Raw genomic sequence first — 12,696 nt, 5'->3', positions numbered from 1 at the left:
AGTAAATTTCTCTGCAAATATAAAGATTATAGCAAAATTTTTAGCTTTTTTTTTATTTCTCCTGTCTTAATCTGGGACAATAATCTTTTTTAGTTAAACAAATGTTTAATGAAATGTTAAAGTAAAATAAGTTTATTAAAAATTAGAATGGTATAAAATCTTTTAAATGCTTCATTGATAAAGGGAAAAAGCATTTTTAAAAGTTATTTGTTATCAATAATTTAACACTTTTAAAATAATTTTATAATAATTATATATTAATTAAATTTGAAGACTACAGAGATGTAGAAGAAAAAGAATATTAATCCTAAAATTTATTTTTTGTGAAAAACTATAACACAGTTTTAAAAATTGCACCAGCTTTTTTATTGTTCGGCGCAATGTTTAACGCACAAACTACAGATTCAACTTCAAAAGAAAAAAAGATTGAAGAAGTAGTTTTAATTGGGTACGGAAAACAAAAGAAAACTGATCTCACTGGATCAATTACTTCAATTTCCTCCAAGGATTTTAATGGAGGTGCAACTTCACCTGGACAATTAATACAAGGTAAAACGCCGGGTGTTCAAATCACTACAAATAGTGGAGCACCGGGAGCTGGAACTTCAATTAGAGTAAGAGGAACTTCTTCACTTACAGGAAGTAATTCACCCTTAATAGTTATTGATGGCGTTCCGCAAGATTTTTCAGGAATTAGTGGTGCTTCAGATCCCTTATCTTTAATTAATCCAAATGATATTGCAACGTTCAATATTTTAAAGGATGCTTCTGCAACTGCGATTTATGGTAACCGTGCAACCAATGGTGTCATTTTAATTACGACAAAGAAAGGAACTTCTGGTAGATTGAAAATCAATTTTTCAACAGTGGCTTCTGTCTCAGAAAAAATGGGAAATGTAGATGTTTTGAGTGCAGATGATTTTAGAAATTTTGTAAATGCAAATGCAAGCTCAGGTTATAAAGCTAGACTGGGAAGTGCAGATACCAATTGGCAAGACCAAATTTATCAGCAAGCTTGGGGAACAGATAATAATTTAGCTTTATCTGGTGGATTAAAATGGTTACCTTACAGATTATCCATCGGTTATAATGAGCAAAATGGTATTGTTAAAACCAATAGTTTTAAAAGAACTTCACTTGGTTTAAATTTAAATCCAACTTTTTTTGACAAACATTTAAAAGTAGATGTTAGTTTAAAAGGAACTTATACAGATAATAGATTTCCTGATGGTGGTGTAATTGCAGCTGCAACTTATTTCGATCCCACTCAACCGGTTTATTCTGGAAATTCTAATTACGGTGGTTATTACGAATGGTTACTCAATGGAAGTTTAAACGTAAACGGAACCTCCAATCCAGTTTCTACTTTGCGAGCAATTCATGATGTAACTTCTGTTTATAGAGGTTTAGGAAATATTCAGTTGGATTATAAATTTCATTTCTTACCAGATTTACATTTTAATGTAAATGCAGGTTATGATTATTCCAAAGGTGAAGGAAGAAAAACAGTAGATGCAAATCTTCGTGCAGGTTTTTTTAATAAAGGAAGTGTATCTCAATTTACACAAGAGAAAAAGAATAAATTATTAGAAACTTATTTTAATTATGTTAAAAATATTTCTGCAATAAATACAAATATAGATTTAACAGCAGGATATTCTTATCAAGATTTTAAAACTATAAGTCCAGGAGGAAGTACCTTTATCGGTAATGCAGCACCAGATTATAATCCATACGGTGTAGATACTGCAACTGGATATACATTATTATCATTTTACGGAAGGGGTATTTTCACAATTGCAGATAAATATATCATTTCCGCTTCAATTAGAAGAGATGGATCTTCCAGATTTTATAATGGAACAAGAAATAACCTTTGGGGTAATTTCCCAAGTATCTCTGGAGCTTGGAAAATTAATGATGAAAATTTCTTAAAAAATTCCAAAGTAATAAGTTCATTAAAATTACGTGGCGGATGGGGACAAACTGGTCAACAAGAAATTGGTTCAGATTTCCCAGCTTTTGCTAAATATAATTTGAGTGGAAGTGGAGCGCAATATCAATTTGGAAATAGTTATTATTATTTTTATAGACCAGAAATTTATAATCCAAATCTTAAATGGGAAACTACAACTACCAAGAATTTAGGTTTAGATTTTGGATTCTTCAGTGACAGAATTACAGGTTCCGTAGATATTTATCAAAAAGACACAAAAGATTTAATTGTTTATAGCCCAATTGCAGCAGGTGATTTAAGCAACTTTAATATTTTGAATGTTGGAAATATGCAAAATAAAGGAATCGATGCTTCAATAAATTTCGTACCTGTTAAAAAAGAGAATATAACTTGGGAAATTGGTTTTAATGCGACACATTACAATCCTATTGTGACAAAATTATTAGAAAGAAATGATCCTACATTTAATATTGGCGTTGGCGGAATTTCTGGTGGCGTTGGAAATACGGTGCAAGCTCATGCAGTTGGATATAACCCAAACTCTTTCTATGTTTACCAACAAGTTTATGATGCAAGTGGACATCCTTTAGATGGTGTTTATGTAGATAGAAATGGCGATGGAAATATTACTGCCGCGGATAAATATTATTATAAATCTACTACACCAGATGCTATTTTAGGATTTAATACTAAAGTTTCTTACAAAGATTGGGATCTGAGTATGAGTGGAAGAGCAGTTTTAGGAAACTATGTGTATAATAATGCAGCTTCAAATAGTTCTATACAATCTTCTACTACAAATGATTATCTTCAAAATGTTTACAGTTCAGCTGTACAAAATAGATTTCAGAGTCCACAATATTTCTCTGATATATTTGTAGAAAACGCTTCATTCTTTAGATTAGATAATATTAATTTAGGTTATAATTTTAAAAATTTCTTATCTAATAATAGTAATATGAGAGTTTATGCAATGGCGCAAAACGTTTTTGTAATAAGTAAATATACAGGTGTAGATCCTGAAGTTTTCAATGGAATAGATAATGGTTATTACCAATTACCTCATGTTTATTCTTTAGGTTTTAACTTTAATTTTTAATAAAAAAAAATGAAATCAAATAAAATAAAATTTAGAAGTATAATAGCTTTTTCAGCAATAGCTTTACTTTCTTTAGGTTCTTGTGTTAAAGATCTTGAAAGAGAGCCTATTTCAGATGTTACTTCTGCGAGTGTTTTTTCCGATTTTGCAAATTATCCAAATGCATTGGCAAAACTTTATGGCGGACTTGCTGTTGGTGGACAAAGTGGTGGTGATGGAAATTCTGATGTTGCAGGTATTGATGGTGGATTTTCTAATTATCTACGTCAACTTTATACCATGAATGTAATTACAACAGACGAAGCAGTAATTGCATGGAATGACGGAACTTTGCAAACAATGCATAAAATGACTTGGGATTCATCAAATGAATTTATTGGAGCAATGTATTATAGAATTTTTACAGAAATTGCTTTTTGTAATGAATTTTTGAGAAATACAACAGACGAAAAATTAGCGTCCAATAATATTACAGGTGATAATCTCGCAAAAGCAAAAGTAATGCGTGGTGAAGCAAGATTTATTAGAGCTCAATCTTATGAACATGCTTTAGATCTTTTCGGAAATGTACCTTTCATTACTGAAACTAATTTACCAGGTTCTACAACTCCTCCTGCAAGAATTACCAGAGCAGATCTTTTTAAATATGTAGAATCAGAATTAATATCTGCTGCAGCAGAAATGGCTCCCGCTCGTACTAATACTTACGGACATGCAGATCAAGCTGCAGCTTGGTCTTTATTAGCGAGATTATATTTAAATGCAAAAGTTTATACAGGAACGGATAGAAGCACAGATTGTATTACTTATTGTAAAAAGGTAATCGGTGCAGGATATTCTCTTAAATCTAATTATGCAGATTTATTTAAAGCAGATAATAATATAGGAAATAATGAACAAATTTTTTCTATAAATTATGATGGAGTTCATACACAAACTTATGGCGGATCCACTTACATGGTTCATGCATCCATTGGCGGAAGTATGCCTGCTTCAGATTTTGGAGTGAATGGCGGATGGGGTGGTCTTAGAACTACAAAAGCTTTTGTAGATAAATTTCCAACAAATGGAGCGGATAAAAGAGGAAATTTTTATACCAACGGACAAGATAAAGAAATTAATGATTTAGGATCTTTCACAGATGGTTATGCTTTTATTAAATATAAAAATGTAACAAGCACAGGAGCACCTGGTTCAGACAATTCGGGGAATTTTGTAGATACAGATATTCCTTTATACAGATTAGCGGATATATATTTAATGTATGCAGAAGCTACATTGCGTGGAGGTGCAGGTGGAGATATGAACACTGCAATTGGTTATATTAATCAACTTCGTGAAAGAGCTTATGGTAATAACTCTGGAAATGTTACTTCCATTAATTTAGATTTTATTTTAGATGAAAGAGCTCGTGAACTAAGTTGGGAATTAACAAGAAGAACAGATCTTATCCGTTTTGGAAAATTTACTAGCGCAGCTTATTTATGGCCATGGAAAGGTGGTGTGAAAGATGGTAAAGCAGTAGATGAAACAAGAAATCTTTTCCCAATCCCAGCAAAAGATATCATTGCAAATCCAAACTTGGTGCAAAACCCAGGTTATTAATAATAAAACCAAAGATAAAATGAAAAATTTTTTAAAAATAAGTTTTGTAATGATAATCAGCTTTTTGCTGTTCTCATGTACAAAAGATGAAGATATGGCAATTGTGTCTTCTAATACACCTGCAACTTTAGTAACGTCTCAAAGTTCAGTGGTTTTGACTAAAGATAATGCAGATAAAGTTGCAGTTGTTTATACTTGGACAGATCCAAATTATGGACCGAAGTTAGCTTTCAATAATCAACTACAATTTGCAATTAAAGGGACAAATTTTGCAAATCCAAAAACAGTTGATTTACCAAAAGGAAAAAATACTATTTCTTATAATGTTCAAGATTTTAACTCTATAATGTTAAATTTAGGTTTACCTTTAGATGGTAGTACTTCTGATGTTGAGGTTAGATTATTATCCTCAGTTTACTCTTTAGATGGATCTGCAATTGATTTACCAAAATCTGTATACTCCCAAACAGTAAAAATGGCTGTAAAACCTTATGCGTTAATTTCCTATCTTTACGCACCAGGTGCATATCAAGGTTGGAATCCTACAACAGCAAACACTTTAATTTCTGCTACAAGTAATGGTATTTACATTGGTTACATTAATTTTGTAGATGCAAATTCAGAATTTAAAATTACACCTGTTAGAAACTGGGATAATAGTTACGGCTCAACCGGAGGTAACAATATTACTTTAAATGGAGGTGATAATTTAAAAGCACCAAACGCAGGAAGTCAAAAATTAACAGTTAATTTAAATACAATGACTTATGCTTTAGCTCCATATTCTTGGGCAGTAATAGGTTCTGCAACTCCAAACGGATGGAATGATCCAGATACAGATTTGGTTTATAATGATGCTACTCAAAAATGGGAAGTTACTATTGCTTTAGTTCCTGGTGAAATTAAATTCCGTTTAAATAATGATTGGGGAACTAATTATGGTGATGATGGAAATAATGGAAGTCTAGAAGCAGGCGGCGCAAATATTCCAATTGCAGATGCAGGAAACTATAAAATCACTTTTGACGAAGTAAACCTTACTTGGAGCAAAACTAAATTATAATCTTTATTTCAAATTAAATTTTAAAACTGTTGCTTTATCGCAGCAGTTTTTTTATTTTTAAACATTATAAAAATACTATGAAAAATTTCATTCAATTCGCTTTAGCCTTTTTATTAACCATAACGTTTGTTAATGCACAAAATTTAAAATCTCCCAACGGAAAATTCCAAATGGATTTTAGTTTGAAAAATGGTATTCCTTATTATAATTTAAAATATGAAGGAAAAACCATAATTGAAGATTCCAAATTAGGTCTTAGAATTTTAAAAGATGGGAATATCCAGTTCGCTTCAGAATTAGAAAGCAAAAATAATCAAGGAAAAAATCTAAACGATGGTTTTGTAAAAACTGATGAAAAAAGGGATTCTAAAAATGAAACGTGGCAACCAGTTTTGGGTGAGAAAAAAAATTATAAAAATACTTATAATGAATTAGCTGTTACTTTAAATCAACCTGCAAACGAAAGATATATAATTCTGAAATTTCGCTTATTTGATGATGGACTTGGTTTCAGATATGAATTCCCACAGCAGAAAAATTTGAATTATTTCGTCATAAAAGAAGAAGATTCAGAAATTAATTTTCCTTGGGATATGAAAGCTTGGTGGCTCGCTGGAGATTATGATTCAGAAGAATACCAAACTCAAACTTCAAATATTTCAGAAATCCCAAAACTTTGGCCCACAAGTTATGATGGGAATGCCTCACAAACTTTGATAAAAAATGCCGTTCAAATGCCTTTGATGTTAAAAAAAGAAGGAAAAGAACAATTGTATGTCAATTTATCAGAAGCTGCTTTAATTAATTATTCCGCCGCAAATTTAGAAGTAGATGCCAAAAATTTTAGTTTTAAAACACATCTTACACCAGATGCGCAAGGCGCAAAAGGATATATTCAAACACCAGCAGTTTCACCATGGAGAACAATTATAGTTTCACCAAAAGCTGAAGATGTTCTAGCGTCAAAAATGATTTTTAATCTTAATGAACCTACAAAATACAAAGACACTTCGTGGATTCACCCTACAAAATATATGGGCGTTTGGTGGGAAATGATTATTGGAAAATCACAATGGGCTTATTCCACAGCAGATAATGTGCATATTGGAATTACAGATTTTTCTAAATTGACTCCCAACGGAAAACACGCCGCAAATAATGAAAAAGTAAAACATTACATTGATTTTGCCGCTACAAATGGTTTTGATGCATTGCTAATTGAAGGTTGGAACATCGGTTGGGAAGATTGGTTTGGTCACAGCAAAGAATTTGTTTTTGATTTTCTTACGCCATATCCAGATTTTGATTTGCCCATGTTAAATAATTACGCCCATTCAAAAGGTATAAAATTAATCATGCATCACGAAACTTCTGGCTCCGCAACAAATTATGAAAGATGGGCGCCAAAAGCATTTGATTTAATGAATAGATATGGTTATGACGCCGTAAAAACGGGTTATGTTGGAAATATTATTCCCCGCGGAGAACACCATTTTTCTCAATGGACAATCAATCATTACCAAAGAATTGTAGATTTGGCTGCAGAACATCACATTATGGTTAATTCTCACGAATCCATTCGTCCAACTGGATTAAATAGAACATACCCAAACTGGATTGCTGCAGAAGCTGCACGTGGAACAGAATTCGAAGCTTTTGGCGGAAACAATCCAGACCATCAAACAATTTTACCATTCACAAGATTTATGGGTGGACCGATGGATTATACTCCTGGAATTTTCCAAACCCAATTAAATTATTATTTTCCTGGCGATAAACGTTTTGTGAAAACCACTTTAGCGAAACAATTGGCTTTATATGTAGTGATGTATTCTCCGCTGCAAATGGCGGCAGATTTACCTGAAAATTATGAAAAACACATGGACGCTTTTCAGTTCATCAAAGACGTCGCTTTAGATTGGGACGATACAAAGATTTTATCCGCTGAACCGGGTGATTTTATTCACACAGCGAGAAAAGCAAAAGGAACAGACAATTGGTTTGTAGGCGGAATTACCGATGAAAATGCAAGAGATTTTATCGTAGATTTTTCATTTTTAGATTCTAATAAAAAATATGAAGCAACTATTTATGAAGACGGAAAAGATGCAGATTACATCAATAATCCACAATCTTATCATATATATAAAAAAGTAATTACAAACAAAACGAAATTAAAAATGCATTTGGTAAGAAGCGGTGGTTACGCAATTTCAGTTTATCCTGTAAAATAAATTTTGTAAAATAAAATTACTCTATGTTAAAGTTTTTAAGTAGTAATTGTAATTTGACAAAGTTTTTTAAACAAAAAAAAGTGAGTTGAAATTAAACTTATCAATTTGTGTCATTTGTATTTTAAGATTGAAAAAAAATTTGTAAACAATATTAAAACGAGTTTAATCTAAATTTTTTTTAGCTTTAAAACGGAGTAAATTCAACTTTAAAACCCCAAAACTTTTGTGACTTTTGTGGTTAACAAAAATATCAGTTATGAAAAAACTATTCCTAATCTTTATTTTTTTAATTTCATTTCTAAACGCCCAAAAAACTTTAGATAGAGTAGAACCACCTTTTTGGTGGCACAATATGCACAATCCACAAGTGCAAATATTGCTTTATGGTAAAGATATTGCATCAAAAAACATCGAACTTTCTGATGGAATTAAAATTGAAAAATTAGAAAAAGTTGAAAATCCAAACTATGTTTTTTTAACTTTAAACACGAACGCTATAATTTCCTCCAATTTTAAAATAAATGTAAAAGAAGGGAGTAAAAATATCGCCTCTTACAAATATGAATTGAAAGATAGAAGACCGAATTCAGCCGAAAGAAAATCCTATAATTCTTCAGACGTTATTTATTTAATAATGCCCGATAGATTTTCAAATGGCGATGAAAAAAATGATTCTCAACCAAATTTAACAGAAAAAGCCAACCGAAATTTACCCAATGGACGTCATGGCGGCGATTTGCAAGGAATTATTAATCATTTGGATTATTTAAAAAATTTAGGTGTAACTACTATTTGGTTAACTCCCGTAAATGAGGATAATGAAAAACAAACTACTTATCACGGTTATGCGCAAACTGATTTATACAAAATCGACGGACGTTACGGAACAAACTCAGACTATTCAAAATTATCTGCAGAATTAAAATCCCGTAATATGAAATTGGTGCAAGATTATGTGACTAATCATTGGGGAATTTCGCATTGGTTAATTCAGGATTTACCTTCCAAAGATTGGATACATCAATTTCCAGATGGCGAAGGAAAAGATGGTTTCAAAAGATCAAATTACAGAATTTCTTCACAATTTGATACTAATACTTCCGAATTTGATAAAAAATTAGCACTTGATGGTTGGTTTGATACAACAATGCCGGATTTAAATCAGAGCAATCCTCTGGTTTTAAATTACTTGACACAAAACGCAATTTGGTGGATAGAATCTTCAGATTTAGACGGAATGAGAGTGGATACTTATCCATATAACGATAAAATTGCAATGGCAAAATGGGCGAAATCAATTACCAATGAATATCCAAATTTCAATATTGTTGGAGAAACTTGGATGCAATCGCCCGCAAATATTTCCTTTTGGCAAAAAAATTCAAAAATTGGTGAAATAGAAAATTATAATTCCAATTTACCTTCTGTTATGGATTTTAATTTGTTCACTTCTATGCCTTCTGCCTTTTCAAACAAACAAAATTGGGATCAAGGAATAGTAAAATTATACGATTCTTTTTCTAATGATTTTCTTTATCCAGACATCAATAATTTACTCGTATTTTTTGAAAACCATGATACAATGCGTTGGAATGAGATTTTTAATAGTGATATTAGATATTACAAAATGGTCTTTTCTTTAATAATGACAGTTCGCGGAATTCCCCAAATTTATTACGGTTCAGAAATAGGAATGCGTGGAAATAAAGACAAATTAGGCGATGCAGATATTCGCCGCGATTTTCCTGGCGGTTGGAAATCTGATAAGGAAAATGCATTTAACCCAAAAACACAAACTGCTTTTCAACAAGAATATTATGATTTTTCTTCAAAATTATTGAATTGGAGAAAAGATAAAACCGTGATTCACATAGGAAAAACAAAACATTATGTTCCAGAAAATAATGTTTATGTTTATTTCAGATACAATGAAAATGAAAGCGTGATGGTCATTATAAATAACAATGAAAAAGACCAAACTTTAAAATTAAATCGTTTTGCAGAATCACTTCATAACTATACAAAAGGAAAAGACATCATTTCAAACAAAGATTTTGATTTAAAAAATGATTTAACAATATCCGCAAAGTCTTCATTAATACTAGACTTAAAATGATTAGTTAAAATTATCCTACACCACTTTGCCAAAGTTTTTAGTTGAGTAATTATACTTTGGCAAAGTTTTTCTAAATAATTGGGAACAACTTACCAAAACTCAAAAAATTTCTTTATTTTTAATAAAATTTTTTAGATGAAAAAATACTTTTTGTTATCTGTTTTTAGTTTGTTTACTTTTTTTTCTGCTTCATTTTCTGCTCAAAAGAAAGGCTTTTATGAAAACGTTCAGAAAAAAAATGTTTCACAAGTTTTAGATAATTTAAATAAATTCGCCGCCGCTGCAGATTTTAATAATTATTTTAATCTATACGCTGAAAACTCTACATTCGTGGGAACAGATGCCACAGAAATTTGGAATAAAAAAGAATTTATGGCTTTTGCAAAACCATTTTTCGATAAAGGAAAAGCCTGGAATTTCTCTTCCATAAAAAGAAATATCTCTTTTAGTACTGATGGAAAATATGCTTGGTTTGATGAACTTTTAAAAACCCAGATGGAAATTTGCAGAGGTTCGGGAGTTTTAGAAAAGACCAAAGATGGCTGGAAAATAAAACAATATGTACTTTCTATGACAATTCCAAATGAAATTTCTGATGAAGTTACAAAACTGAAAACTCCGCTAGAAGACGCTTTACTCCAAACTCTGGTTAAATAATTATTAAAAAATAATAATAAAATTCTCTAAACTAAAATGATAAAAAAAATAAAACCAAATCTCACCATACCTCAAATCATTAATATGAGTATGGGTTTTATGGGAATTCAGATGGCATTTGGATTACAAAATGGAAATGCAAGTAGAATTCTCGCAAATTTAGGCGCCAATGTGGATCAGTTATCTTGGTTTTGGTTGGTTGCTCCTGTTACAGGTTTAATTGTTCAGCCAATTATTGGTCACATGGGAGATAATACTTGGAGCCCTCTTGGAAGAAGAAAACCCTATTTTTTAATTGGTGCAATTTTGTGTGCAGTTGGTTTGGTTTTTTTACCAAATGCTGCTTCAGTTAATGCAATGATTGGTGCAAGCGTTTTACTTTTGGCGGTAATCTTTTTAGCAATGATGGATTTTTCTGTTAATATTGCGATGGAACCTTTTCGTGCTTTAGTAGGAGATATGTTACCAAAACATCAAGGAACAGTTGGTTTTTCAGTACAAACCATTCTAATTGGAATTGGTGCTGTAATCGGTTCAGAAATGCCGAACTGGCTTACAAAATTGGGTATTTCAAATGTAGCACCAGAAGGTTTTGTAGCAGACAATGTAATTTATGCTTTTTATATCGGAGCAGGCGTTTTATTAGCATCCATTTTATACACAATTTTTACTACTAAAGAATATTCGCCGAAAGAATTTGCAGAATTTTCAGGGGATGAAAGCACTGCAGAACCTTCCAAATTTTCTGAAATGTTCACGGATTTTGCTAAAATTCCTATGCGAATGAAAAAACTAGGAATCGTCCAGTTTTTCTCGTGGTTTGCGCTTTTCACAATGTGGGTTTTTACTACAAGTGCTTTAGCTACACATACTTTCGGACTTTCACCAGAAGATACAAAATCCTTAGAATTCAATAAAGCAGGAGATTTAACGGGGCATTTATTTGGTTTATATAATTTATTTGCCATTCCATTTGCCTTTCTTTTAACACCTATTGCAAAGAGTATTGGTAAAAAACAAACTCATGCTTTGGCTTTATTTTGCGGAGGTTTAGGTTTAATTTCAATGTTTTTTATAAAAGATTCAGGAATGCTTTGGATTTCGATGGTTGGTCTTGGTTTTGCGTGGGCAAGTATTTTAGCAATGCCTTATGCAATGTTAATCGATGCAATTCCACAACACAAAATGGGTGTTTACATGGGGATTTTTAATTTTTTCATCGTTATTCCCCAAATCGTAAATGGAATTTTCGGCGGACCAATTGTGAAAAATTTCTTTGGAAATATGGCAATGGATTATGTTGTTGTGGGCGGAATTTGTATGTTAATCGCTTCTGCAATTACCATGTTTTTAATTCAAAATGATGAAAACGAAACTGCAAAAGAAATTGAACAAGAAATAGAACAAATTCATTTTTAAAAATAATTTAATTCAAAAAAACGTCTCGATATTTTTCGAGACGTTTTTTGAGTTAAATTTCAGATTCTATAAATTCTTTTAACACAGGAGTTTCACTTGTTTCAATATTTTTTACAGAAGTCAAAAGCGTAATAATTTTCTCTGATTTTATTTTTTCCAAAAACTCTTTTGAGTCCGGATTATTTTCTAACTCTTTTAAATAAAGTTTGCTAAATTCTTTAAAATCAATTTCATTTCCGTGATAGGATTTCCGTAATTTCTTACTTGGTGAAATTTCTTTTGCCCAAAAATCAAAATGAGCATCTTCTTTTTTCATTCCTCGTGGCCAAAGTTTATCTACAAAAATTCTATAACCATCTTTTTTTTCAGCGGTTTCATAAATTCTTTTTTCTTTTACCTTCATCTTTTTCTAATATTAATTATTTTGTAAGATTTCTTACCTTATGATAATGGAAAACTTTTTAATTAAATCTACCTTTGTATAATAAAATTAAGGAGTTTATAAAACAACACCCATAAAGTTAGGCAATTATAGATTATAAAAAA

At 31.2% G+C, this 12,696-nt stretch carries 8 protein-coding genes; 7 read left to right on the top strand and 1 reads right to left on the bottom strand.

Features of this window, described 5'->3' with window-relative positions; all coding sequences use genetic code 11:
• The first annotated feature begins 323 nt into the window (after positions 1-323).
• From ACN0WB_RS03825 to ACN0WB_RS03795, 7 genes are all read left to right on the top strand, one after another.
• Positions 324-3,056 carry a SusC/RagA family TonB-linked outer membrane protein gene (locus ACN0WB_RS03825; RefSeq protein WP_417429021.1) on the top strand — a complete coding sequence of 911 codons (2,733 nt, stop codon included), beginning with the start codon at positions 324-326 and terminating at the stop codon, positions 3,054-3,056.
• A gap of 9 nt (positions 3,057-3,065) precedes the next feature.
• Positions 3,066-4,661, top strand: coding sequence for a RagB/SusD family nutrient uptake outer membrane protein (locus ACN0WB_RS03820; protein ID WP_417429019.1), 1,596 nt, complete (start codon positions 3,066-3,068; stop codon positions 4,659-4,661).
• Positions 4,662-4,710: 49 nt separating this feature from the next.
• Positions 4,711-5,724, top strand: coding sequence for a SusE domain-containing protein (locus tag ACN0WB_RS03815; RefSeq protein ID WP_417429017.1), 1,014 nt, complete (start codon positions 4,711-4,713; stop codon positions 5,722-5,724).
• A 77-nt stretch (positions 5,725-5,801) separates the two neighbouring features.
• A complete protein-coding gene (locus ACN0WB_RS03810; RefSeq protein ID WP_417429015.1) occupies positions 5,802-7,958 on the top strand; it encodes a glycoside hydrolase family 97 protein in 2,157 nt (718 codons plus the stop codon).
• Positions 7,959-8,214: 256 nt separating this feature from the next.
• Positions 8,215-10,074 (top strand): glycoside hydrolase family 13 protein, encoded by a 1,860-nt coding sequence (locus ACN0WB_RS03805; RefSeq protein WP_417429013.1) that lies wholly within the window; start codon positions 8,215-8,217, stop codon positions 10,072-10,074.
• A 135-nt stretch (positions 10,075-10,209) separates the two neighbouring features.
• Positions 10,210-10,731, top strand: a complete 522-nt coding sequence (locus ACN0WB_RS03800; RefSeq protein WP_417429011.1) for a nuclear transport factor 2 family protein — start codon at positions 10,210-10,212, stop codon at positions 10,729-10,731.
• A 36-nt stretch (positions 10,732-10,767) separates the two neighbouring features.
• On the top strand, positions 10,768-12,150 hold the full coding sequence (locus ACN0WB_RS03795; protein ID WP_417429009.1) for an MFS transporter: 1,383 nt from the start codon (positions 10,768-10,770) through the stop codon (positions 12,148-12,150).
• Between the two features lie 52 nt (positions 12,151-12,202).
• On the opposite strand, the gene ACN0WB_RS03790 is transcribed toward ACN0WB_RS03795, so the two are convergent.
• Positions 12,203-12,553 carry a DUF488 domain-containing protein gene (locus ACN0WB_RS03790; RefSeq protein ID WP_417429007.1) on the bottom strand — a complete coding sequence of 117 codons (351 nt, stop codon included), beginning with the start codon at positions 12,551-12,553 and terminating at the stop codon, positions 12,203-12,205.
• Positions 12,554-12,696: the final 143 nt, after the last annotated feature.

Source organism: Halpernia sp. (assembly GCF_048269545.1).
Classification (GTDB): Bacteria; Bacteroidota; Bacteroidia; order Flavobacteriales; family Weeksellaceae; genus Halpernia.
This window is presented reverse-complemented; position numbering and strand designations above follow the sequence as displayed.

What these genes read in the sequence shown, in the direction of transcription:
- ACN0WB_RS03820 (WP_417429019.1), top strand. Translation starts at nt 3,066, where the DNA reads ATGAAATCAAATAAAATAAAATTTAGAAGTATAATAGCTTTTTCAGCA.
- ACN0WB_RS03815 (WP_417429017.1), top strand. Translation starts at nt 4,711, where the DNA reads ATGATAATCAGCTTTTTGCTGTTCTCATGTACAAAAGATGAAGATATG.
- ACN0WB_RS03810 (WP_417429015.1), top strand. Translation starts at nt 5,802, where the DNA reads ATGAAAAATTTCATTCAATTCGCTTTAGCCTTTTTATTAACCATAACG.
- ACN0WB_RS03805 (WP_417429013.1), top strand. Translation starts at nt 8,215, where the DNA reads ATGAAAAAACTATTCCTAATCTTTATTTTTTTAATTTCATTTCTAAAC.
- ACN0WB_RS03800 (WP_417429011.1), top strand. Translation starts at nt 10,210, where the DNA reads ATGAAAAAATACTTTTTGTTATCTGTTTTTAGTTTGTTTACTTTTTTT.
- ACN0WB_RS03795 (WP_417429009.1), top strand. Translation starts at nt 10,768, where the DNA reads ATGATAAAAAAAATAAAACCAAATCTCACCATACCTCAAATCATTAAT.
- ACN0WB_RS03790 (WP_417429007.1), bottom strand. Translation starts at nt 12,553, where the DNA reads ATGAAGGTAAAAGAAAAAAGAATTTATGAAACCGCTGAAAAAAAAGAT.